Genomic DNA, 23,998 nt, shown 5'->3' on the forward strand with positions numbered 1-23,998 from the left:
GCTCGGCGCGGAAGGCCGAGCCCCTTGTTCATGGCCTCAGGCGCGCCGGCGACGACGGCCGAACGCGAGGAGCGCCGCGCCGAGCGCCGCGAGCAGGCCACGCGAGGCGTCGTCGTCAGCCGCGACCGTGCAACCCGCGCAACCACCGCTGAGCTGGACGCCGTCCGCAGCGGCGCCGCCCGTGCCACCCGCGCCGCCCGCGCCGCCTGCGCCACCCTCGCCGCCTGCGCCGCCCACGCCGGTCGGATCGACGCACTGCCCGATGCTGCTGTCCATCGAGGTGCACTCGAGCCCCGTCGGGCAACCGTTGCCATCACTGCCACGGCAACCCTCGACGCAAGCCTTGCTCTCGTTGCAGACCATGCCGCTCGTCGCGTTGCCGCAATCGGCGTCCGTGTTGCATGAGATGTCGTCGCCGGGGTTCGTCGGATCGGTCTCGCCGGCGTCGACCGCGCCGTTGCCGTTCGCGTCCTCGGCGCCGTCGGGGATGCCGCCGTTGTCCGTATCCGCGTCGATCGGGCTCGTCGTCGTGGCGCCGCCGTCCGCGTCGGGCTTGCAGATGTTCGCCGCCGCATCCGTCGCCGGGTTCGAGCAGTCGAACCCGAGCTCGAGACCGTCGGGCAGGCCGTCGTTGTCGCTGTCCGGATCGACGACGTTCTTGATGCCGTCGCCGTCCGAGTCGTCGCTCGGGTTCGGCTCCTTGCCGTCGATCACGCCGTCGTCGTCGGTGTCCGCGTCGTTCGGATCCGAGCCGAGGAAGTCCTCGAGATCGTCGCCGAGACCGTCGCCGTCCGTGTCGACGATGGTGTTGTCATCGCCGGGATTGTTCGGATCGCCCTCGCCCGGATCGACGACGCCGTTGAGGTTCCAATCCTCGGAGCCGTCGGAGATGCCGCCGTCGTCCGTGTCCGCGTCGAGCGGGCTCGTCTTCGTCGCGCCCATGTCGCCGTCGGGCACGCAGCGGCCAGCGTTCGGATCGGTCGCGGGGCTGTCGCAGCCGAGGCCGAGCTCGGTGCCGTCGAACAGGCCGTCGTTGTCGCTGTCGGCGTCGGCGATGTTCGGCGTGCCGTCGCCATCCGTGTCGAACGACGGGTTCGGCTCGGCGCCGTCGGCCACGCCGTCGTCGTCCGTGTCCGCGTCGTTCGGATCCGAGCCGAGGTGCTCTTCGAGGTCATCGGAGAGGCCATCGCCGTCCGCGTCGATGATGACGCTGTCGTCGCTCGGATCGTTCGGATCCTTCTCGCCCGGATCGATCTGGCCGTTGAGGTTTCCGTCCTCCGAGCCGTCCTTCACGCCGCCGTTGTCCGTGTCGGCGTCGATCGGGCTCGTCTTCGTCGCGCCCATGTCGGCGTCGGGCACGCAGAAGACCTCGTTCGTGCCGGGCGCCTTGCAGTCGTAGCCGAGCTCGGTACCGTCGAGCAGGCCGTCGTTGTCGCTGTCAGGATCGAGCGCGTTGATGAGGCCGTCGCCGTCCGAGTCCTCGGCGGGGTTCGGCTCTTGCCCGTCGGGCACGCCGTCGTCGTCCGTGTCGGCGTCGTTCGGATCGGTGCCGAGCGTGCCTTCGACGACGTCGGAGAGGCCGTCGTTGTCCGTGTCGACGACGGTGCTGTCGTCGGCGGCGACGTTCGGATCCCCCTCGCCCGGATCGATCTGGCCGTTGAGGTTCCCGTCCTCCGAACCATCGGACACGCCGCCGTCGTCCGTGTCGGCGTCGATCGGGCTCGTCTTCGTCGCGCCGCTATCCGCGTCCGGCTTGCAGGTGCCGGCCGTCGTGTCGGTCGCGGGGTTCGAACAGTCGAACCCGAGCTCGGTGCCGTCGAAGAGGCCGTCGTTGTCGCTGTCGGCGTCGAGCACGTTGGGCACGCCGTCGCCGTCGGTGTCGATCGACGGGTTCGGCTCCTGGCCGTCGATGACGCCGTCGTCGTCGCTGTCGGCGTCGTTCGGATCCGAGCCGAGGATGGCTTCGACGATGTCGGAAAGGCCGTCGCCGTCGGTGTCGTTGATCGTGGTGTCGTCGCTCGGATCGAGCGGGTTGCCCTCGCCCTGATTGATCTTGCCGTCGAGGTCTGCGTCCTCGGAGCCGTCGCTCACGCCGCCGTTGTCGGTGTCGGCGTCGAGCGGATCGGTCGTCGTCGCGCCCATGTCCGCGTCGGGACGGCACGCGCCGGCCGAGGCATTGGTCGCGGGATTGTCGCAGCCGAGGCCGAGCTCGGTGCCGTCGAGCAGGCCGTCGTTGTCGCTGTCGGGGTCGAGCGCGTTGATGAGGCCGTCGCCGTCGGAGTCGACGTTCCACTGCGGCTCTTGGCCGTCGATCACGCCGTCGTCGTCGGAGTCGGCGTCGTTCGGGTCCGTGCCGCCGGCTTCCTCCTCGTCGTTCGAGAGGCCGTCGCCGTCGGAGTCGACGATGATCACCGTGGGAGGCGCGCCGGGATCGCCGCCGTTGCCGTCGGTGGGCGTGTCCTCGGCGGGCGCGCCTTGCGTGCCGCTCGCGTTGATCACGGCCTGGTTCACGATGCTGCCGCCGACGCCGGGATTCACCTTGACGCGGAAACGGATCGTCGTCGTCTCACCGACGTTGAGGTTACCGCCGACGGTGGCGTTCGCGCCCGTGCCGAGACGAACGATCACCGTGCTCGTGGCCGCGTCGAACTCGCCTTGATCGTCGGCGTTCGCGTCCGTCTTCGCGCCCATGTTCGGGCCCGTGACGACCTCGAGCGAGCCCGGGACGTAGGTCACTTCGGCGGGGAGTTTGTCGGAGAGAACCGTCTCCTTCGAGGTGTCGTCGCCCGTGTTGCTGACGACGATCGTGTACTCGAGCTCGTCGTCGGGGTTGACCACGCCGCCGTTCAGATCGGCGACGCTCTTCGCGGACGAGGTGAAGTTCGGCTTGAGCGTGGAGATCGCGGTGATGAAGCCGCCGAGGATGTAGCCGTCGCTCGACGTCTTCGCGACGAGCTCGGCCGAGGTCGAGCCGGGCGTGACGATGCTCGTGATGTCGAGGATGTCGAGATCGATGCCGCTCATGCTCCGCGCGGCGCCCGTGAGCTGCGGCAGATCTCCCATCACCGAGACGGGCGTGCCGAGGCGTGAGCGCGTGCCGTTGAAGAAGTTGGTGGCGAGGTTGGAGGCGTCCGAGAGCGGGAGCGCGTTCCAGCTCAGGCTGTCTCCCCCTTGCTGATCATCGCCCTCGTACGCGACGACGCCGAGCTTCGCGTTGTAGGCCGCGAGCGGCACGGCGAAGCCGGAGATCGTCGCCGCGATGCCATCCTGGTTTTCGCTGCTGACCTCGTCGAAGCCGTCGAAGAGCGTGATGTTGCGCGGCGGCTCGCTCTGGAGCTCGTAGACGACGACCATCCACCAGCCGGCGAACACCGAGTTGTTGTTGAGGTTGTTCAGCGCCACCGTGTCGACGCCGCTCACGCGGTAGGGGCCCGAGCCGTACTGCTGCACGTACGCCGTGATGTCGGCGACCGACTGGTAGTACCCGCTGATGTTCGAGAGCGGATCCCCGAGCACAGAGTCGATCGCCGTGATGTTGTGGGTGAAGTCGCCCAGGGGATCATCGAGGGTCACTTCGAGATCGGCCACCCCGGTCGGACTGCGCGCAGCCCAGTAGAGGTATGCATGCGTCACGGTGGCGCCGATCGGCAGGGTCAGTTGCGCGGTCGTCCTCGCGGAACTCGCGCTCACCATCGTGCTCGCGGAGGCCTGCGCGTCCGCTTGCCAGTACACGTCAGGCGCCGAGTCGTTCGTGTTCGTGCCGCAGGCGCCGACGTTTCCGGCGATCGGCACGGGGACTCCAGGACCACAGTCCTGCGCGAGCGTGTTGCCGATCAAAACGAAGTCACCCCGCTGGGTGACCTGGAAACGCTGCGCCGGTTCTGCGCTCACGGTCCCCGCCGCCCCGCAGATGAGCGTGGCGACGATACCGCTGAGAGCCGTTCTTCTTCTCATGCGTCCTCTCCAAGCAATCGGATGCAACCCCCGTTTATCATCAAGTTCCGTACCAGCAGTCAATCCGCGCGTCATCCCGGCAAGAAGCGCGATCCTGCTGCATGAAGAAGAATTCATCTCGATGCCTACAGGCATCAATCACGTGCGGCTCGTGGTCCTCACCCCTTGCGGACGCGTTATGCTGAGCGCGAGCACAGTCGCTCTCGCACCATGCACATCGAACTCATCATCGTTCGCCACGGTCAGTCGGAGGGAAACCGGGATCGTGTCTTCACGGGGCACGGCCCCTCACCGCTCACCGACCGCGGGCGCCGCGAAGCCGAGGCCGTGGCCCGGCGGATCACGGAGAAGCCAGTCACCGCGATCTTCGCGAGTGATCTGCCGCGGGCCCTGGAAACGGCGGCGCCCCTCGTCGAAAAATCAGGCGTTCCGCTCGTCGCGGACCCGGCTCTACGTGAGCGCAATTTCGGCGATCTGACCGGCACGTCGTTCGCCGACATCGAGGCGCGCCATCCCGACGTGTGGCGGGCGCTGCTCGCGCGCGACCCGCTCTTCCGCCCCCCGGGCGGCGAGTCGAACGCCGATTGCCGGGCCCGGATCTCAGGCTTCGTCGAGGGCCTCTTCGCCCGCGGCGTCGAGGGCCGGATCGTGCTCGTCAGCCACGGCGTGGCGATCAACCAGCTCCTCTACCACCTGCTCGGCGTGCCGGCTTCGCAGCCGCCACCGGTCGTCTTCCGCGTGGACAACTGCTCGGTCCAGCGCGTCGAGCGCCACGAGGACACCGTGCGCATCCTCTGCATCAACGACCGCAGCCACCTCGAAGGTTTGACCTGAAACGAGCGCGGGCCCCCGGACGAACACACGTCCGGAGGCCCGCCGTTCGTTCACGCGGATCGCGTCAGCACTTGCGCCAGGCGATGCCGTACGTCTGCCGCACGACGAGGCTCACCGAGTCGACGGTCATGAGGCCGCTGCCCGAGCGGTTCGCGAGCGTCGAGACGGCCGCCTGCGTGCTGATGTTGAGCGGACGGCTCGCGCCGCACGGCGACCACACCACGGCCTCGAGGGTGAGGTCGTCGCGGCGGAAGTAGTTTTCCGAGAAGGGACCGACGAGCTTGGTGCGGAAGGTGCGCCCGAAGCCGCCGGTGAAGTAGTAACTCGACGTCTGCGTGCCGACGACGGCCGCCCCGAGTTCGGCGAAGCCGCGGTAGTCGGCCGAGACGAGCGAGTAGCTGTAGCCCTGCGGGAAGGCCATATCGACCGTGAGCTGGCAGAACTTGCGCGCCTCGCTCGGCAGTCCGAGCGGGCTCGCCTCGGCGGTGAAGGCCCCGAAGATGAGCTCGAGGGCCTTGCGGTCCTCGGAGAGGGTGCCGGCGACCGAGCTCTGCGGGCAGCCGGTTCCGTTGTACACGAGCCCGCGGATCTCGACGCCCTCGGGCGGCTCGACGAGCTCGTAAGGCTCTGCGTTGGCCTGCTGCGAGATGCCGAGGACGGTCGAACCGGCCGCGACGAACGCAACGAGCAGCTTCTTCATGATGATGTCCCCCCAGATCGCTCGCGGGAGTTCGGCCCGCGGCGGTGTATGGGCACGACGAAGGCGCAGGGGTCCGCCCAGACCGCCCCCTCCGTGCCGTCCGATCGCGAACCTGAGGAGCCGAGCAGGCGGTCGCAAGCCTCGGACGGCGCTCTTCGCGCGCTTCCTTTCCCGCGTTTTCGAACGCGCCAGCGTGCGCCCGAGTAAGGAGCGCGCGGAAAACGAAAAACGCCGTGTTCCAGCTCGGGAACACGGCGTTTGATCTCGCTGCGGGTTTTTCTTGGTGGACCTGACAGGGATCGAACCTGCGACCTCTAGAGTGCGATTCTAGCGCTCTCCCAACTGAGCTACAGGCCCGTCAGCGACTCGCGGGACTCTACTGATTGAGCTTCGCGAGTCAAGACGAAAGTTTTGTTTCGGCGGTTCGGTCAGCCTCCGGACCGCGCCTGCGAGCGAGCGGCCGGGTTTTCGAAGGAGAACAGCTTGTTCTTCTCCAGCTTGTACGACGCCGTCTTGCCGAAGGGCGGGTTCATGTCCTGGATCCAGTACACGTCCCCCGAGACGATCGTGTCCTCCGGGCGCCCCGTGCGCTCCGGGTAGCGGAAGATGAAGTCCCGCATCGCGTCCCGGTACGCGGAGTTCGCCGGCAGGTGGATGCGGTTGAAGTAGTCGCTCCAGATCTGGTTGTACCGGAGGCTCTGCGCCTTCGTGAGGTCGAACTCCGGCGGCTTGCCGGTGAACGGGTCGATCGAGCGGCCGTCGATGGTCTTCGCGTCGACGATGATCGTGCCGTCGTCCATCACGGGGTTCGGCGAGAACATGAACCAGCCCTGCAAGTACCGCATCTTCTGCGCGAGGACGCGCAAGGGCTCGGGGTGCGGGACCTTGATGCGGCGGTTGACGACCCAGAGCTCGACCATCGCCTGGTTCACCGCGCCCGCGAGCATCGCGACGACCGCGAGCTCGCGCAGCGTCACGACGAACCGACCGACCTTGCGGCGAAGCGGCGAGGGCTCGGTGAGGGTCACGGGGCCCGGCGCACGCGGGACACGCAGGCCGAAGACACGCGAGACGTCACGCGTGGTGACGGCGTTCCAGATCGCGTCGACGAGGTGCGAGAGGCCAGGGACGCGGAAGAGCCAGGCCACCGTGGGCCCGAGCGGCAAGGCCGCGACGATGTCGGCGAGCGCGGCGCTTTGTTCGAGGCGCGCATGGTCCTTCGGGCGCTCCACGGCGATGCCACGCGTGAGGCCTTCCTCGGCGCGGAACGTGAGGAGCTCGTAGCGGTCGAGGCGCTTCAAGACGCGGCAGAGCCAGAGCGAGGCGCCGGACGAGGCGTCGAAGAGGACGACACGCGCGCGGTGCGTGCGGCGCATCGTGCGGGCGGCGAGGTCCCAGTCGTCGGTGGTGAAGAGCAACGTGGAGAAGACGCACATCGCCCAGGCGAAGGGGCCGAGGACGAACGTCGCGCCGAAGCCGATGTGCAGGATGCACATGAGCGCGACGGCGAGCCGGCGGGCCCAGGCGCGGCCGAGCGGCGAGGCGAGGCAGATCGGGATCGTGGCCTCGGCCATCAGGACGAACTTCGTGCCGACGATGATGAGCGCGGGCGGGACGAGGCCACGCACGGCCGCCACGATCGGCGTGACCATGCGGTCGACCCAGAGCACGTAATGAACCGCCGTGCCGTTTTTCCAGGCCGTGCCGGTCTTGTGAATGACGTTGAAGTAATAAATGGCGCAGATCTGGAGGAGGATGACGCCGGCCACGAGCGAGACGTGGGGCGTGAGCTTGCGCGGCTCGATGAGGTTCGTGCGGTCGTTGAGCTCGTCCGCGTTCGCCTCTTTGCGGCGGCGCATCGAGTCGAGCAGGGCGTCGACGGAGAAGCGGTCCCCCATCGGGAGGAACGCGGTCCACATCACGAGGAGGTTGAAAACGACGTATCCGCCATTCTCGATGAGCAGGATGCGGCCATTCATGCTGGCCACGAAGATCGCGGCGAGCACGTGGGCGATCCGCGTCTTGTAGCCGACGAGGACGCAGGTGAACGTGACGAGGAGGACCGCCCAGAGGGCCCAGAGCTCGGGGGCGGTGGAGAAGGCATTGAAGAGGGTGAACGCGCCCCAGGCCTGAGGCCGGAAGAGGTTCAGGTGCGTCGGCAGGACCCCCTTGTCGGAGTACATGTGGAGCCAGTCCGGCGTGCGCCGGAAGAGGTCCGTGACGAGGAGGAAGCCGAGCATGATCCGGGCGAAGCCGAGGGTCCGCCGGTCGATCGAGAGGTAGACGTCGCGGATGATCGTCCAGTAGCCCTGGAGGTGCCACGAGAGCCACCCGAGGCCCTTGGGCGTCTCGAAAGCGGCGCTGGGCGCAGCTTCGGAGGCCTCTTCCGGCGCTTCGTCGAGGGCTTCGGGGGCCGTGCTTGCGTCGAGGGGCGGCTGGCCTGTGGCGGAGCTCATGGGGCGTCCCCCCATTAGCGCGAATTTCGAGGCGCCGCACCCCTTCACTTCCCTTCCCTTACGCGGGAAATTTGCGTTAGGCTCGGCGCGATCCCGCGTATCGAGGGCGGGGCTATCGCATGCTTACCGCTACGGAACGGAAGACCCTGGCCTGGAGTGCCTTCCTCGCAGGGGTGTTATGCCTGATCCCCGGGGAGACGCCGCGCGGGCCGAGGATATGGGACTACGCACGGCAGGTCCTGCTCGACCGGCTGCTGGAGCATCGGGCAACGCAGATCGCGTGGGTGATCGCCGCGCTGATCTTGATCCACCACGTGTGGAGATCCCGGACCGAAGCGGGGTCGACGCCGGGAGATGCCACGCCGGCCGAGGAGAGCGCTCGAACGGGCGGGGCGTAGCAAAGCCGCTCTCCGTTGGGCCTTGACAAGTCGCTCAGAAGGAAAACCTGCCGGCGACCGCGGGCTCCACGCTCACGCCGGTCCACGCGAGCGTGCGGAGGAAGCGCACGCCGCAGGCGGCGACGAGGGCGAGGTGCTTCAGAGAGGGCATGAGGCCGCCGGTGGAGCGCTTGGCGTGGTCGCCGAGGACGACGTAAGAGGCTTTTACGTCGAATTGCCACGGGTGGGGATCGGCGTGGGCCGTGGCGGCGTGGAGGGACGCGGCGAGGAAGGGCGCGCAGAGCCCAATCATGACGCGGGGAATCATGGTTTGGGCTTCGGTAGAACTTCGCGGACCTTGCGGATTGCGGCGAGCCAGGCTTCCGAGGGCGGGGCGGCGCTTTGCCGGTGCGCCTCGCATACACGGCGAGGACCGCAGCGAGTGCCTCCTGTTCGGGCTCCTCGAACTTATCGATCATCCGATCGCCAACGAAATAGAGCTCGTCCGGGAGGCGAGTGGCTTCCGGCGGTGCACCCGGCGCCCAGCCATACGTCAACAGAGTGCTCGATCACTTCACGGTCTTACACGACTCGAAGGAATGCTGCTGCTGCGTGTTGCACAAAAAATCCTGATCGCGGCAGCATCCTACACACGTGACGCTGGCCTCTCGATCGTGGCAGTCGCGATAACAATTGTCCCCCGGTACGATGCACTCCTCCCGAAACGGCGGAACGCCGCCATCGTATGCATCGTACCGGCCCTTCTTCTTTTCCCGGGGGCTACAACCTGCGAGCAGGACAAGACCCGCACTCAAGATGATGCAGGAGGGCGCCCATGCGAGCCCCACGACGCTCAGTCCCCGAGGCATGAGTAGAAGCTATAACCAGCATCCGCGTCGCACTGCGCACCATTACGGCGGCAGCACATACGACATGACAGCCCCTGGTCGGCTTTGTAACAGCTATTGATGCACGCGTTCACCTCAGCGTGCATCAATAGCTTTGCGCGACGCCCGCATCGACCCCGAGGTCAGGATCCGTCGTGCATCCACCGACCATCAGCATGGCAGCCAGCACGAGCATGCTCATCGCGACGGCGTACCTCATCGGCCTCCTCATTCCCGTACGCTATCTCTCCGTGTTTCCACCCGTCAAGCCCGTATCCGCTTTCACCTTCGCCGCTCGTTTCCCGCTCTCCGTTGTGCCTTGACAAGTCGCTCAGAAGGAAAACCTGCCAGCGACCGCGGGCTCCACGCTCACGCCGGTCCACGCGAGCGTGCGGAGGAAGCGCACGCCGCAGGCGGCGACGAGGGCGAGGTGCTTCGCGAGCGTGTAGGCAAGCCCGAGGTGAACCGCGGGGAAGAAGCCGAGATACCGCGAGCAGAGGCCCCACGCATTGCAGACGGGGACGCGGCCGAAATCGAGGTGCGCGGCGAGCTCGAAGGACAAGGGGGCGCGGGAGGGTCGATAGCCAGCGCTCAGGAGGGGGCCTCCGAGGATGCCCATCCAGGCGGAGTCGCGGAAGAGGCCGAAAGCGCCGAGATGAGCGCCGAGGCCGAGGGATACGTTTTCGCGCAGGGCAAAGGTGCGGCGGGCGGAGAGGGACGGCATGAGGCCGCCGGTCGAGCGCTGGGCGTGGTCGCCGAGGACGACGTAGGAGGCTTTTACGTCGAATTGCCACGGGGCGGGATCGGCGTGGGCCGTGGCGGCGTGGAGGGACGCGGCGAGGAAGGGCGCGCAGAGCCCAATCGTGACGCGGGGAATCATGGTTTGGGCTTCGGGAGGACTTCGCGGACCTTGCGGATTGCGGCAAGCCAGGCTTCCGAGGGGCGCGGAGGCGGTTTGCCGGTGCGCCTCACATAGACGGCAAGGACCGCAGCGAGTGTCTCCTGTTCGGGCTCCTCGAACTTATCGATCATCCGATCGCCAACGAAATAGAACTCGTCCGGGAGGCGCGTCGCGAGCACCTTCTCGTCTACGGGGATACCCTCGGTCTCGCAATACGCGCGGTAGGCAAGCTTGGCGGCGATGCCCCTGCGCGCGGGGCGAAACTCTCGCAGCCAATCTTGATCCCACTCCCGATGAATGAGGGCCCATTCCGCGTCCTCCTCGGGGACGGGGTCTTTTTTGGCCCGGCTCATGAGCGCCTTGTACTCCGCCATGAGCGCTTCCTTTTCGGCAGGATCCTCGACCCACGAAAGTTTTTTCGCGAGCTCTGCCTCACGCGCGGCGCTCGGTCCTGGCGCAATCGGGCGGATCTTCGCCTCGGCCTCCGCCCTCCGGCGCTGCGTCCGCTCCTCCGGGCTCGTGAGCCATTTTCGCGCGGCCTCCATCACGGCCTCTCGGGATGGTGGCGGCGTCGGCTTGGGGAAATTCTTCCGGACGGCGCGAGCGGCCGCGAGCCAGGGCTCCGACGGCGGCGGCGCCGGCTGGCCGGCGCGGTTCCCATACGCGGTGAGGGCAGCCGCGAGCGTCTCGTGTTCGGGCTCGTCTTCAGGGGCTTTCCACACGTGGTAGCCGAACGCGCACCATGGTTCACGATCGATGCTGTCCCATGGTGCCGCACGGCCCTCGAAGGTGCCGCCCGTGCTTTCGAGGTATCCCTTGTACGCGCACCTCCCAGCAAAATCGCGGCGCGCCGGCTCTGGATCCCGTTTCGAACGTTCACGATGCAGGCGGGCCCACTCCGCATCCTCTTCCGGAAGGGGATCTCGATAGGCCAAGAGAACGACCTGGGCGCGCGCGTCCGCAATTGCAGCCCTCTCGGCCGGATCCTTCCGGAAAAACCACTCCTTCTGGAGCTCAGCCTCGAGCGCGGCGCACGGTCCTTTCGCGATGCTGTGAGGAGGTCCTTTCGGCTCCACGTCAACCCCCTCCTTCCGGCGGCGGATCCCCTTCGGTAGCCGGATCGCTCGGGCACCCCCACCCAGGCCCGGCACCGAGCGGGCAAAGCAGGGGCACAAGCTCAGGCGCGATGAATCCCGGCGGCGGCGCGGGGAGGCTGACCAGCACGTCGATCACGTCGTCGAACGAGATCGATTCTTCCTTCCAGATCTCCTCAGGGAGTTTCTCGGGTTCGTACCGCCAATCGAAGTCGAATCGGCACTCCGCATCCTTGCCGGGGATCTGCTGCGCCATAATGTCCCCCTTCTTCTTCGACATCTCTGTATACAGAAATTTGTCTTTGCACAAGATGAAGGTCACCGCGAGGCCGTCCGTCATGAGACACTCAATGACATCCTTGACTTCCCAGCGCTTCTCTTCCTTCCAGTCGCCCCACTGACCATCGGCATACTCGCGGCAGAAGAGGCGTCCCACCTGATCGTTGCTTGGCCTTTGCTGAAAGTAGTTGAGCCCCTTGGCGTTCAGAACCGTGCGCCGCAAGAGGACCATGTCCTCCGGCGCCATCGCGGCCAGACGGTCGCGCAGCGCCTGCCGGTCATCCGGGTCCATGATCGAACAGCTCGGGAGAACGAGGGCGAACACCCCGATCGCCACAGCGCGGAGGAGCGGGTTCATGCGGGCATGTTCTCACGGGTTTGACAAGGAAATCAACCCGCTCCCCCCAAGCCTCAGCCTTCCGGCGTCTGCTTCGCCTTCGCCGCGAACAATGGAGCGCGAATGGCGTCCACCATCGCGGCGGGCGGCGGCGTCAGCCCTGTGCGGGATCGGTTTCGAGCGCCTCGTCGCCTGCGCCCGTATCGGCGGCGGCGAGGGCCGACCTCGTGCGGACCTCGTCGAAGAAGAGGTCCTGCGTGACTCTATCGCGAGGAAACTCGGCCACGAGGCGGCTCATCACCTCGGTGTATACGAGGAGAAACTTCTCCTTCGCCGCGTCCCTCGCCGCCCGCGCGTCCCGCGCCTTCTGCGCCGCGACCTTCCGGCTCGCGAGCGCGACCTGATATTGCTGCCTGTGCGCCGCAATGACGAGCCTCTCGGCCTCCGCCTCCGGCCAAAATGGCGCCGCGGCGGCGAGGCGGCCTTCGAGGTCGATCATCGCCTGCACCTGCGATTCGCCGAGCAGCCTCGTGATCACGCCAGATCCCTCGGGGAAGACCATGCCCGCGATACGCCCGCCGCTCCTGCCGTCGGCGATCTCGGCCTTCTGGAGCGAGATGCGGACGCGGCGATCGGAGACGTGGTTCTCGTATTTGACGTCGACCCGCGCGGGAAGAATGGCCTTGACGGCCTCCTCGTAAACGACTTGCGCCGCGATGAGCTCCGCCTCGCCGCACGTCATCTTCTCGGCGAGGCCGACGAGCACGGCATTGGCGCTGAATTTACCGAGCATTCGGGCGGAGTAACGCGCAAGCTCGGAGCATTTCGAGACGGGGGTGTCACGCGTGGGCGATTGCATCGAGGAATCCTCCTTCCAAAAGGGGATGCGGAGTGTCGAGAAAGCGCAGGCCGCTGCGGCCGTGCGGGCCGTGAGACGTACGGAGGGTCATCTCATGCGAGGCGGATTCTTGCTTTCGACGGGGCGCGCGGGCGCAGGCGCGTCGGTGGGCTCCCGGCGAGCGCTGGGAGGTGTCCGCGTCGACGCAAGACCTGTCCTGCCGACGGCCGGGAGGTGTTTGCGTCGGCGCAAGACACGTCCTGCCGACGGCCGGGAGGTGTTTGCGTCGGCGCAAGACACGTCCTGTCAGGTGCAGGAAGGTGTTTGCGTCGGTGCGAGGCGCTGCCTGACGAGCCTTGCGAGGCGCTCGCGCCGGCGCAAGGCGCGCCCTGCCGAGGTCTGGAAGGTGCGCGCGCCGGCGCAAGGCGCGCCCTGCCGAGGTCTGGAAGGTGTTCGCGCCGGCGCGAGACATCCCCTGCACGATCGGCGTGCGTTTCGACCTCGACGTCGACCGGCACCGGGCAAGATCCCGAATACCGGCCGACGCTCTTCGAACTGCCGCCGCGAATGGCCGTAGGCAGGATCCGGGGTTCGTCCGAGTGACCCCCCCCCTGGTTCGTCGTGACCGAACCGTGCGCCGTCCCCTTGTGTTTTCCGGGCGTTCCCTGGTAGCATCAGGGTTCGTCCACGGATTCGATGCGCTGCCCGGGCCTCAACCTGCTCACCGCCTCGGTCGTCGCGTTTGCGGCGCCTGCAATGGCCGACGACGCGCTGGTGGACCAGCGGCTCGCGTTTCGCCTGGAGTATGTCGTTCCCGCGGACGTTCGGTGTCCCACGGAAGCGGCCCTTGCCGAGCTGACGAGCGCGAAGTTCCGCTACGACGTCTTCCCGGAATCGGCGCGTGCGTCCCTCTCCGTCAGGGTGCGGCGTGCCGGGGGGCAACTGGAGGCCGTGCTCATCGCGCGCGACGAGCAGGGGACGGTTCAATGGGAGGAAACGGCGACGCCCCGAGGGAAGTGCAATGATCTCGTCGAGGACGTCGCGCTCATGGTGGCGGTGCGGTTCGTGACCGTGAAGGGCGAGAAGCCGGAGGCGTGGGCACTCCTGGTCCCGCCGCCGCCCGCGTCTCCGGCCTCGGTGCCTACGCCAGAGCGGCAGCCGCCTGACGTACTGCCCCCGGCCGCGCCCCCTCCGCAGGCCGCTCCACCGGACGGCGCAGCCGCCGCGCCCCCGTTCCGCCCGGAGCTGTCCGCAGCCGCCGTGTTCGGGCCTCTCGACACCCCGAACGTCGCCTTCGGCGGAGCCCTCCAGGTCGCGCTGCGTTGGCCGCGGGCTAGCCTCGGCGTCGAGCTGCGCGTCGTGGTCGATCATCGAGGGGAGGTCGCCGAGGTCCCGATCCGCACGTGGTTTGCAACGGGCGTCGTGCTCCCGTGCCTCGTCATTGGCGAACATGTCCGTGCCTGCATTCCGATATCCGCTGGGGTCTATCAAATTGGCGTCGGCGCCGCGGCAAAGACGGGTAGTAGCTTCGCCGAGCCATTCGGCGGTGCCGGCCTGCGGGGTTCGTACGACGTCGCACTCTCCCCGCACGTGCGACTCCGCGGATATGCAGAGGTACTGATTGCGGCTACCAGGACCGAAATCGTCTATCTTTCCCCTGGGTCGCGAGAGTCGGAAAGAATTTGGGCCATGCCTGCGGTGTTGCCGTCTATTGGAGTTGGGGCGATATGGAAACCATAGCATTTATTCGGTTGGCTATTTGTGGTGCATTCGTGACGCTGTGTTCGGCATGTTATACGGGGACGCTTGAAGTTATTGGAATAGGCGACGCCGGTCCGGATGCCGATGACGCCGGAACGAACGATGGCGGCGAGGAAGGCGGCGGCGGCGGCGGCGGCGTCGAGGCCAAGTCATGCGAGGCACGGGGCGGGCAGTGCGTCCCTTTGCGGCCCATCGGATGGAGCGACCCTATCCTCATCGCGAGGTCGCCGGGTCACCCTCTCGAATGTCCCCCGGAGGCGCCCGTACACCATTTTACCAAGTACGCTGACCTGATCGCGGGGCCGCTCAACTGCGCTTGCGCCTGCAAGCCATCCACCGGGACGTGCATCCTTCCCGCGACGATGACCGCGCAAAATGCCGCCTGCGACGCGCCGGAGACCGTGGTAACGTCGTTCGATCCTCCGACCGAGTGGGATGGAGCCTGCTCGAACGCGAGCGCAATCGCCGCCGGCAAACAATGCGGCGGGAAAGCGTGCGTCGAGTCTCTCACGATTGGCCCGATGCAAGCCGTGGACGTCGGCTGCGAGGTAGAGGAGGAGCAGATCCTCACGGGAACCTCCGACGTGCCGAGGTGGGGGCTGACGGTCATTGGCTGCGAGGGGTTTCCGGAAGGTGGGGAGGTGGGGTGCGGCTCCGCGTCGAAGTGTGCCCCCGCGCCCGTGCCCCCTCCCGAGTTCCGGATCTGCGTGTATCAAGAAGGGGACGTCCCCTGCGAAGGCGAAAGTTATACCGACCGCCTCGTCATTTATACCGGCTACGACGACAAACGGACCTGCACGGATTGCACGTGCTCGCCCGAGGTCGTCGGCAGCCTGTGTACCGCGACCGCCTCGATCTACTCGGATGCGATGTGTCAGACGCCACTGATTTCGGGATACCCGATCTCGTCGCTGCAAGAGGTGTGTTTGCCCTTGACGCCACCAGGACAGGCACTCGGAAGCAAGGCCCTGTCGGACGTCAAATACCACCCGGGCACGTGTCAGCCGATCGACGGTGAGTCCACCGGCGAGGTGGAGCGCCTCCGCCCGTCGACGATTTGCTGTCGACCGTAGGATTTTGGTGTCCCTCTCGGGGGCTCGACCCAATCCCCGAAGATGTGACCCAAGAACGAACCTCGAACCCATCGACTCGTGACCAGCTCGTGCAGCTCTCGCGCCGCGTGCCTATCTGGCTGGCCCGTCTCACGCCGCCCTGGGGGCCCGTCGCCGACGAGCACATTCCAGACCTCGCGCAGGAGGTGCTGCTCGCGGCCATCGCAAGCTTGTCGAGGTACGACCCGGCCAAAGGTTCGCTGGGCCTCTGGCTGTACGTGATCACGAGGCGGATGGCGCGCGATCTTCGCCAGCGCGAGGACTATCGAAGCGATTTCACCGACGAGCAAGACGTGACCGTCCTGCCGGTGGGCGCGAAAAACCCCGAGGAAGCCATGGCGACAGCGCAATATGAGCGGCTTGTTCACGAGACCATCGGGGAAATGGACGAGGATCTGCGCGAGGTGCTCACGGCCGTGGAGCTCGCGGAGCTGAGCTACGAGGAGACGGCGCAGCTCATCGGGGGCTCGAAACGAACGGTCAAGGATCGGCTGGAACGGGCGCGGCAGGATTTTTCCCGCCGGATCAAGAGGAAGATGCGCGACCGCGGGCTCGTCGTCCTGCCGTTCGCGGTGGACGGGCTGTTCGCGTTCATTCGCGCCCGCACGGAGCAGGTGCCGGAGGACCAGCTCGCCGAGCTCCGCGCCATCGTCGAGCAGAGCCCCGCGTCGGGGGCCCAGCCAGCGGTTCCGGATGCCGTGCCGAATGCCGAGGCGGCCACGTCTGTCGCTTCGAACGTCGGCTCGTTTGTCGGCGGAAACTTGACGGGCGGGATTGTGGGTGGGGTCATCGTTTATCTCCTCATGCAGACCACGCCGGCCCCGGTGCCGGTGGCCGCACGGGCCTACATTGACGAGCGCGTCCCGCACGTCCCTGCCGTGGACGCGACGCCTGCGCAGCCAACCACGCCGCCAGCGGTGCCACCGCGGAAACTCACTGCGGGGCAGCAACCGGCGGATCCCCTGCTCGAGGCGCGCGCCTTGCTGGATCGGGCCCGAGGCGCCTTGGAGCAGGGGGACATCGCGGATGCTCGGGAGGTTCTTGCTCGCTACGATCGCCGTTTCCCTGCGAATCCCTTCCCCAACGTGAGGGCAGCGGTCCTCGGGAAAATCGTGAAGGCCGCGCGCTGAGTGAGTTTTTTGGTGTCCCTTCGCCGCGGCTGAACCAATCCCCCTAAGTAGGTCCGTCCCAACGACGAGCCGAAGGAAACGAGCCATGCCCAGGAAGCTCAGCAAGAGAATGGTCCCCCCCGCTCCCGAGCCGTCCGAACCCGCGGAGCTGACCACGGAGCTCGCACTCGCCAGCGACGGCAAGCTTTATTTCCAGTTCGAGGACGAGCCACCCCCGGGGCGTCCGGTCTTCGTTGGTTACGCATTGCATGCGGAAGAGGTCATGAAGTTCAACGCGGCGGACGTGCTCGCGTGGGGCATGCTCCACAAGCTTGCGCTCGGGAGTGATGGCTGCATTTACGTGGAGGAGGGGGTCATCGACGCGGAAGGCCGGGACGTGTTCCGCGGCTTTGTCGCGACCGCGGAGGAAGCTGCGCGCGCGGCTGAGGTATTGCACCGCGCCGCGTTCAACATCACGGTGGAGGTGTTCGCGCGGAAGCGCGCGGCGAGCGATCGCGCCCAGCTATGAAAGACGGCAGCCGGCGCCGCGTCCGTCGAGGAAGAGCCGTACCGGGTCGTCGAGTTTTGATGACGTGACCTCGTTGACGTCCAGAACCTTGGGGAGCACCTGCGGGGGCCATCATGGTGCGGTGGAAGGAGCTTCTCGCCTCGTTTGGCACGAACGATGTATTGCTTTCGGCTCGAACGAGAGAGACGGAACGATACCATCAACGTGGAGGGGATGAACGTGGAAACAATCAAGCCCGAATTTCTGGCCAATCTCGCCTCCGAGCTCGAAGCAGCCGGAAAACCGATGAGCGCACCCGCCACCACTTCGTACAAGCGGAGGCTCAGGGCCAAAAAGTCCTGTATCGCTGCCATCTTTGCGCTGGTCGGCCCGCTGCTGGTCGTCAGCCCATCGCCAGCCGCAGCAGCCTGTGACGATCCGAATTTTGTCAGGCGCACTCACGCCACGAGGTGCGGCGAACAGGCCGTCTACCACCGCTACCTACGCACCGAGTGGGACTCTCCGGGCTTCTGCCACGTATTTCGCAGCATGAGGGTGATAAGGCCGGGTCAGCCGGGTCAGCGAGTGGATTTGGGCGAGAAGCGCGCCTGCGGACGCTCGCCGTGACCGCGACACACATGCCCACGATGTGTCGGTTTTCCCGACACCATAGGCCCCGGAGGTGATGCCCTCAGACACCCCACCCCCTCAGGGCCGGCCCCCATGGACGCCTCCTCTGCGATCCGGCGAGCCGCTCAGGAATTGCTTTCTTCAGCGCCTGCAGCGCAGTCGACCGTTGTCGTTGGAGATGTCGCCCCTGCAGCGATGAAAATCGCGCAGCATCGTCCTCCGGAAGTGCCCGCCACGATCTTCGCACATCGCGAACAGGGTCCCCCCCTCCATGCGGATGTTCCTGCAGGTGCGCATGTACGATCCCCGCGGTCGATGCTGGGCCACCGCCGAGCCACCGCTGAGCAGCACGAGAGACAGCGAGAACGCGCCAAGCGCGAGCGCAGTTACCATTTTTCTCATGATCTCCCCTTTGTCATCGCGACCATCGGTGATGCTCAATCTTTTCTAAGGCCGGCGCGCTCGAGACACAATCGGAGCTCACGCTCGCCGACGAGCCAATCCAATCGAGAGCGTGAACGCGACGGCGCGATGGGTGAGCCGCAACGTGAAGCGGTGGCAGGACGGGAGTATGGCGCTGCGCAAGGTGCTGCTGCCGAGGGGCCGCTGGGAACGAGCTCTGCGCGGGCTGCTTGACGGACGGCGCCGTGGACGCAACGAGCTTGGCAGGGGCGCGCATGAACATCGTCAAGCAATCATTGATTTTCCTCGCATTCGCGGCGGCCGTCCATCTCCTCTGCCCGGCTACGGCGGACGCGGCCACTTGGAAGCCGCTCCCTCGGTGGGCTGGCGGCACTCGATGTGGGCCGACGTATGATCATGATGGTGTCAAATATCAGGTATGCCTTGGATTTTCGCGGGGCAGGCAAAGCGTTCAAGCATTCGTCGCCATGAACAACCACACGGGTCGCCCTCACCGGATCGCCGTGACCCGAGTGTGTGTCATGTCTGGCACTCGATGCGTCCTTCGCAGCGTCGATTCATGCGGCGCGGTTTCGCTCGACACGGGTCATCAACGGGGCTGTCTCGGTCATACGGTCCCCAATGAACGAGGTTATAGCGGCATGGCGACCGCCATCATCGACGGCCGGGAGGTCGGGACGTTCCGCGTCGACTAGCGATCGGTTTCAAGAATCGGCGGCGTCGAGGTGCTGATTGGCGTCACTGCGGAATGAGCACCGCGAGAAGGTCCGTGCGTGGCTCGGCCCCGGAGCTCGGAAGGGCGGCAACGTCCGAAGTGGCACCACCACGCGCCGGCGGGGCGCCCCAAGGGGTGGCCACTGGATCCGAAGTGGCACCACCACGCGTCAACGGGGGCGATCCGGCGTCCATGGGACGCGGATCGAGCGGGTCACGCCGGGTCAGGGGGGATGGAACCGTTCTCGGAGGTCAGGTCCGAGTTCTGCGCGAGGCTCGAAGGTGACGTCGGAGCTTAGGTCGGAGCTCCGAGCGAGGCTCGAAGGTAACCTCGGAGGTCGGTTCCATCACCCCGCTCAATTCGCGTCGCGCCCCTCGGTGGCGCGTGCGACCGCCTAGATAGGCCAGGTTGACGCGCAGCAACCTGGCGTCAAGCGGTGGACATGATAACGAGGTATCCGCGAGCGCCTGGCGCGTGTTCGTGTCATCGAAGACCGGCATGCCTTCGTAGAGCTCCCATCGCGTGAGCCCCTCGTGCACCTTCTCCGTCAACATCGGGATGAGCGGAAGGAGCGGGCTGCTCAGAGAGCGCCCGGCCGAATCGACCACGCATTCGAGCCAAGACGCAAACGGGAGCCTCCGGAGCGCATGTCCGGCGCCGCGCAGGAGTTCGAAGAAGCCCTGCAGATCGGGCGACTCGGCCACCGGCGGCACGAGATGGTACGTCCGGCCCAGGTTTGCAGGGTTCAGCGAGATGCGCGTGATGGCGGCGCTCACGTAATCGACAGGGACGAAGTCCTTGCGCTGGCGCGGCAGGTCGGGATAACAGCCCGCATGTATGCAACCCTCGATCAACCGGCAGACGAAATCGTCCACGTTGGCGGCGCCCGTCGTCGTGTCGCCCATGATGAACCCCGGTCGGAAGATGCTCGTGGCGAGCCCACGCGAGCGCGCCGTGGAGACGAGTTGCTCGGCGACCCACTTGCTCTGTGAGTAGCCCATGTCCGTATCGAGGTAGGGCGCGCCGTGCGCGAGATTGTCGGTCTCGTACACGACGCTCACGCCCTTGAAATAACCCACATGGCCGACGATACCGATCGATGATAGGTAATGCACCGGCTTCTGCCGGATCGCGCACGCCAGCCGGAGGACCTCACACGTCCCCGAGACGTTCGCGCTCCTGAGCGCGTGGTAGGGCTTGACATAATTGACCTCGGCGGCGGAATGGTAAATCGTGTCGATCTGCCCGGCCAGGGCGTGGAATTGCGGCGCATCGAGCCCGAGGAGCGGCTGCCTCAGATCGCCAGGAATGGGCAGAATGCGTGCCTCGTGCTGCGGCTGCCACAGTCCGTACATCGTGAGCGCCGCGCGAATACGCTCCATGCCCGCCTGCGTATCCTCCGCGCGCACGAGGCAGCGGATCTCCGCGCGTGTATGTCGAAGGAGATCGCGCAGGAGGAAGGCGCCGAGAAAGCCAGTGGCGCCGGTCAAGAAGATATGCCGGGGAGGGCCGCTCGGGCGGGTCGCAGGACCTGGGCGGATGCTCGGATCAAGCTCGACGTCGTCGTGGAACGACGCGATCGTGCTCGACGCGACGTCATTGCAGACGCAGCGTCGAGCATCGTCGATATTCTGCGCAAGGCGCGCGAGCGACGGCGCGTCGAAGAGATATCGCGCGGGCAAGTCAACCCGAAAATCCTGGCGGATACGGACGATGAGCCGCGCGGCAAGGATGGAATCACCTCCTAGGTCGAAGAAGGAGTCCTCCCGGTGGATGCCCTCCATGCGGAGGATATCATTAAAGATTCGTGCGAGGTGCGTCTCGGTGCTCGTGGAAGGAGGCGACGCCTCGTCGAACTCGGCCCGTGCACGCACGTCCCGTGGCGACGGAAGGGCGGAGACGTCGAGTTTGCCATTGCACGAGAGGGGGAGCGCGGGTAAGAGTACGGTGTATGAGGGGAGGAGGTGGCTTGGTAAGCGTGCCTCGAGGTGGGCGCCTATCTGCTTCGTGTCGACGCTCGCGTGGGCGACGACATAAGCCACGATGCGTTTGTCGCCGGGGACGTCCTCCCGCACGACCACGGCGGCCTCTTTGACGAGGGGACAGGCGCAGAGCGCCACCTCGATCTCCCCGAGTTCGATGCGAAAGCCGCGGATCTTGACTTGACGATCTTGTCGCCCGAGGAAGTCGATGGTGCCGTCCTGTAGATAACGAGCAAAGTCCCCGGTACGATAGAGCCGCGCCCCGGGCTTGCTCGAAAACGGATCCGCAATGAAACGCTCGGCCGTGAGCTCGGGCTGGCGAAGATACCCGATGGCGAGCCCGTCGCCGCCGACATAAAGCTCGCCAGGTACACCCGCGGCAACGGGCGAGAGGTCCGGATCGAGCACGTAGGCGGTAGATTTTGCGATGGGCCGACCGATCGGGATGCTCGAGGCGTCATGGGGCTCATCACGGACGAGATGCGTCGTGGAGAATGTCGTATTCTCGGTCGGACCATACCCGTTGATCAGTCGTCTCACGCCGCCGGTACGCAGCACGGCACGAGCCCATTTCGGGTCGAGCGTCTCCCCGCCGACGACGAGATATTCGAGGCCCGAGAAGATATCGGGATCGGCGCTCGCCAAATGATGAAAGATCGAGGTCGTCACGAACATCACGGTGATGCCGGCGCGGTCCTTGGCGGCGCGGAGAGCGGCAGGCGACAACAACGTGTCTTGCGGGACGAGGACGAGGCGCGCGCCGTTGAGCAGCGCGCCCCATATCTCGAACGTGGACGCGTCGAAGGACAGGCTCGCAGCGTGCATGACGCGGTCGGAGCGACAAAACTCGATGTAATTGGTCTGCACGACGAGCCGGACGATCGCGCGATGAGGCACGACGACGCCCTTCGGGCGGCCCGTTGAGCCGGACGTGAACATCACGTACGCCGGGGCCTCGGATGTGAGATTTTGTAACGGATCGCCCGATGGAAGGTAGGCATCTCCGTTCGCCTTGTCGTCATCGGGCGGGACGACGTCGCCCTGGAATCCAAGCTGACGCGCGTGGTCCGGCTGCGCGACGAGCACCGGAGCCTCGGTCTCGTGGAGCATCCATCGCAGGCGCTCCTTGGGGTATGTGGGGTCCATGGGAACATAAGCGCCCCCCGCCTTGAGAACGCCGAGGATGCCCACGAGCATCGGAAGTGACCGGGCCACGGATATGCCGACGAGCACGCCCGGTCCCACCCCGCACCGCCGCAATCTGCGTGCGAGCCGTCCGGCGCTGCGATCGAGCGCGCCATAGGTGAGTGTTCGCCCCTCGTGCACGGCCACTATCATGTCTGGTGCCGCTCGGGCCTGCGCCTCGAAAAGAGAGTGAACCGTTGTGTCACGAGGCGCATCCGTGCTCATCATCGTTGTCAGTGTCACGCTTTCCCCCTTGCCAACAGAATTCCGCGGTAGGAACTGGCTGAGCCTCAGCGCCGATCGCGCGATAGCGCATACGCGATCCCGCTCTGGAGCGTTCCGCGTGTGACGATGCCTGAAAGCTCGGCTCCGATTTCGACGAGGGTCTTCGCGACGGCGGGGCTGATGCCGGTCATCAACATTTCAACGCCGAGCAGCCGGGCTGCCTTCGCGGCGCTCACCAGCGCATCTGCAATCTCGGCATCCACGAGCTTCACGCCTGTGATGTCGAGGATGGCGACCCGTGCGTGGTGCGAAGCGATGCCGTCGATGAGCGCCCTTTGGATCTCCGCTGCCCGCGCGTCGTCGATATCTCCGACGAGGGGCATGGCCACGACACCGTCGGCGATAGGCAAGAGCGGAGTCCCGAGCGCGCGGAGGGCCCGCTGCTGGGTCTTGACCAGCTCGGTTTGGAGCTTGAGCTGGAGGCGCTCGGCCGTGCTCGTCGTGACATCCCGAAAAAATCCGGCCATTCCCGTGGGCGCCCCCGCGGCGTCTCTGATGAGGAAGGCGGAGGTCTGTCCCAGCCATTCACTGCCATTCGGACGCCTGATTCGAAGGGTGCCGCTCCATGCGCCCGTGTCAAAGAGCACAGGGACGACTTCAGCCTGGAGCCTTGCATAATTCTCGGGATCGTAGAACTCCTCGAGAGTGAGTCCGACGGCGCTCTCTCCAAACCCGCTCATTGCCTTGAAGCTCGCGTTCGCATAAATAACGCGGCCGTCGAGGGACGTGAGCGTGATGCCGTCGAGGGCGTAATTGACGAGCGCCTGAGCAACGCCAAGCTGCTCGATCATGGAGGTCTGCGACTTCACGACAGCCCTCAGCGTGCGCACTTCCTCCTCAGCGCACGCGATACCATTGCAATGGAGATATGTCTCCGGACCGAGTGCATCCGTGCGATTCGACGGGGACGTATCGTCGAGTGCTTGTGGTTCCACGCCGGTGAGCGTATTCATGATACTCCACCTCCACCAAGATTCTAGGATAGATGCACGCCAACGCGCCACCCTGAATGCGGGACATTCGCAACGGCTGGACAGCACCAGGGCAAGGGCGCACCGTCCCCATCAGAATGCGTACGCCCGTACCCGAGGCGCACGGAGGATGGACCGTGATCGGTATCGAGCGAGAGCAGCGCGTTCGGCACTTCGATCATGAAGGCGGGGGAGGATGTCCCTGATCTTCCCCCGCTCCCGTGGACAAACCGACGATGCCGCAAACGCAACCGTGTCCTTCCACGCCGCGTACGCCACACGAATGACCCCATATTCGAGGAGTCCGCACCGGAGATACTCCTCGACCTCCCGCACGACGAACCGCGGCAACGGAAGCCATGGCCCGGCTCCGCGTGGTGACGCCGAGCGATCCCGACTCACCTCAGGTGCGCTGCCGGCGGGATATCCTCGCCAAGTATCACCAGCGTATGAAGGAGGAGGCGCCCTATGCATACAAACCGATAACGCCGGTCGTGCAATCGGTGGAAGACGCGGGGGTCGCGCGGCGAGTGGCCCGCCTCTGGCCGCTCACGACCGTGAAGGGATGAAAGAAACCGCCTCTCCTCGGACTCCCTCTGCGCGCCCTGGGCGGAACGGTCGTGACGTCCAGACCGCCCGAGTGCTACCAGCGTGGGCGAA

General features: G+C 66.2%; 20 protein-coding genes and 1 tRNA gene. 8 read left to right on the plus strand and 13 right to left on the minus strand.

What is annotated here, in order from left to right; all coding sequences use genetic code 11:
• Positions 1-36 precede the first annotated feature (36 nt).
• Entirely contained in the window at positions 37-3,954 is a 3,918-nt protein-coding gene (locus KEG57_RS04225; RefSeq protein WP_272458155.1) for an isopeptide-forming domain-containing fimbrial protein, read from the minus strand.
• 210 nt (positions 3,955-4,164) lie between these two features.
• Between KEG57_RS04225 and KEG57_RS04230 the strand changes: the two genes are divergently transcribed.
• On the plus strand, positions 4,165-4,788 hold the full coding sequence (locus tag KEG57_RS04230) for a histidine phosphatase family protein (RefSeq protein WP_272417868.1): 624 nt from the start codon (positions 4,165-4,167) through the stop codon (positions 4,786-4,788).
• Between the two features lie 64 nt (positions 4,789-4,852).
• On the opposite strand, the gene KEG57_RS04235 is transcribed toward KEG57_RS04230, so the two are convergent.
• From KEG57_RS04235 to KEG57_RS04245, 3 genes are all read right to left on the minus strand, one after another.
• Positions 4,853-5,488, minus strand: a complete 636-nt coding sequence (locus KEG57_RS04235; RefSeq protein WP_272417867.1) for a DUF4360 domain-containing protein — start codon at positions 5,486-5,488, stop codon at positions 4,853-4,855.
• 281 nt (positions 5,489-5,769) lie between these two features.
• Positions 5,770-5,845 (minus strand) — tRNA-Ala (locus KEG57_RS04240).
• A gap of 71 nt (positions 5,846-5,916) precedes the next feature.
• Positions 5,917-7,944, minus strand: coding sequence for an HTTM domain-containing protein (locus KEG57_RS04245; RefSeq protein WP_272458156.1), 2,028 nt, complete (start codon positions 7,942-7,944; stop codon positions 5,917-5,919).
• Positions 7,945-8,063: 119 nt separating this feature from the next.
• Here KEG57_RS04245 and KEG57_RS04250 point away from each other — a divergent pair, with 119 nt between their 5' ends.
• A complete protein-coding gene (locus KEG57_RS04250; protein WP_272417865.1) occupies positions 8,064-8,342 on the plus strand; it encodes a hypothetical protein in 279 nt (92 codons plus the stop codon).
• Between the two features lie 34 nt (positions 8,343-8,376).
• On the opposite strand, the gene KEG57_RS04255 is transcribed toward KEG57_RS04250, so the two are convergent.
• From KEG57_RS04255 to KEG57_RS04280, 6 genes are all read right to left on the minus strand, one after another.
• Positions 8,377-8,649 carry a hypothetical protein gene (locus tag KEG57_RS04255; protein WP_272458157.1) on the minus strand — a complete coding sequence of 91 codons (273 nt, stop codon included), beginning with the start codon at positions 8,647-8,649 and terminating at the stop codon, positions 8,377-8,379.
• 241 nt (positions 8,650-8,890) lie between these two features.
• Entirely contained in the window at positions 8,891-9,190 is a 300-nt protein-coding gene (locus tag KEG57_RS04260; protein ID WP_272458158.1) for a hypothetical protein, read from the minus strand.
• Between the two features lie 349 nt (positions 9,191-9,539).
• The gene (locus KEG57_RS04265) at positions 9,540-10,088 is read right to left on the minus strand and encodes a hypothetical protein (RefSeq protein WP_272417863.1); all 549 of its coding nucleotides are present in this window, start codon (positions 10,086-10,088) and stop codon (positions 9,540-9,542) included.
• The gene (locus KEG57_RS04270; RefSeq protein WP_272417862.1) at positions 10,085-11,185 is read right to left on the minus strand and encodes a hypothetical protein; all 1,101 of its coding nucleotides are present in this window, start codon (positions 11,183-11,185) and stop codon (positions 10,085-10,087) included. The genes KEG57_RS04265 and KEG57_RS04270 overlap by 4 nt, the downstream gene beginning before the upstream one ends.
• Position 11,186: 1 nt before the next feature.
• Positions 11,187-11,840 (minus strand): hypothetical protein, encoded by a 654-nt coding sequence (locus KEG57_RS04275; RefSeq protein ID WP_272417861.1) that lies wholly within the window; start codon positions 11,838-11,840, stop codon positions 11,187-11,189.
• Between the two features lie 133 nt (positions 11,841-11,973).
• Complete coding sequence (locus KEG57_RS04280; protein ID WP_272417860.1) at positions 11,974-12,678, minus strand: hypothetical protein; 705 nt, start codon at positions 12,676-12,678, stop codon at positions 11,974-11,976.
• Positions 12,679-13,353: 675 nt separating this feature from the next.
• Here KEG57_RS04280 and KEG57_RS04285 point away from each other — a divergent pair.
• The 5 genes from KEG57_RS04285 (at position 13,354) to KEG57_RS04305 (ending at position 17,774) form a co-directional block, all read left to right on the plus strand.
• Positions 13,354-14,397, plus strand: a complete 1,044-nt coding sequence (locus KEG57_RS04285) for a hypothetical protein (protein ID WP_272458159.1) — start codon at positions 13,354-13,356, stop codon at positions 14,395-14,397.
• Between the two features lie 383 nt (positions 14,398-14,780).
• Complete coding sequence (locus tag KEG57_RS04290; RefSeq protein ID WP_272417858.1) at positions 14,781-15,491, plus strand: hypothetical protein; 711 nt, start codon at positions 14,781-14,783, stop codon at positions 15,489-15,491.
• Positions 15,492-15,598: 107 nt separating this feature from the next.
• Entirely contained in the window at positions 15,599-16,660 is a 1,062-nt protein-coding gene (locus KEG57_RS04295; protein WP_272458160.1) for an RNA polymerase sigma factor, read from the plus strand.
• An 85-nt stretch (positions 16,661-16,745) separates the two neighbouring features.
• Positions 16,746-17,168 carry a hypothetical protein gene (locus KEG57_RS04300; protein ID WP_272458161.1) on the plus strand — a complete coding sequence of 141 codons (423 nt, stop codon included), beginning with the start codon at positions 16,746-16,748 and terminating at the stop codon, positions 17,166-17,168.
• Between the two features lie 219 nt (positions 17,169-17,387).
• On the plus strand, positions 17,388-17,774 hold the full coding sequence (locus KEG57_RS04305; protein WP_272458162.1) for a hypothetical protein: 387 nt from the start codon (positions 17,388-17,390) through the stop codon (positions 17,772-17,774).
• A gap of 144 nt (positions 17,775-17,918) precedes the next feature.
• Here the strand turns inward: KEG57_RS04305 and KEG57_RS04310 are convergent, their stop codons facing one another.
• The 3 genes from KEG57_RS04310 to KEG57_RS04320 form a co-directional block, all read right to left on the minus strand.
• The gene (locus KEG57_RS04310; protein ID WP_272417852.1) at positions 17,919-18,218 is read right to left on the minus strand and encodes a hypothetical protein; all 300 of its coding nucleotides are present in this window, start codon (positions 18,216-18,218) and stop codon (positions 17,919-17,921) included.
• Positions 18,219-19,166: 948 nt separating this feature from the next.
• A complete protein-coding gene (locus KEG57_RS04315) occupies positions 19,167-22,310 on the minus strand; it encodes an amino acid adenylation domain-containing protein (RefSeq protein ID WP_308215609.1) in 3,144 nt (1,047 codons plus the stop codon).
• 62 nt (positions 22,311-22,372) lie between these two features.
• The gene (locus KEG57_RS04320; protein WP_272417851.1) at positions 22,373-23,407 is read right to left on the minus strand and encodes an STAS domain-containing protein; all 1,035 of its coding nucleotides are present in this window, start codon (positions 23,405-23,407) and stop codon (positions 22,373-22,375) included.
• A gap of 290 nt (positions 23,408-23,697) precedes the next feature.
• On the opposite strand from KEG57_RS04320, the gene KEG57_RS04325 reads away from it, so the two are divergent.
• Positions 23,698-23,907: an RtcB family protein gene (locus KEG57_RS04325; protein WP_272417850.1), complete on the plus strand. Its 210-nt coding sequence runs from the start codon at positions 23,698-23,700 to the stop codon at positions 23,905-23,907.
• Positions 23,908-23,998 lie beyond the last annotated feature (91 nt).

It is taken from the genome of Polyangium jinanense (assembly GCF_028435365.1).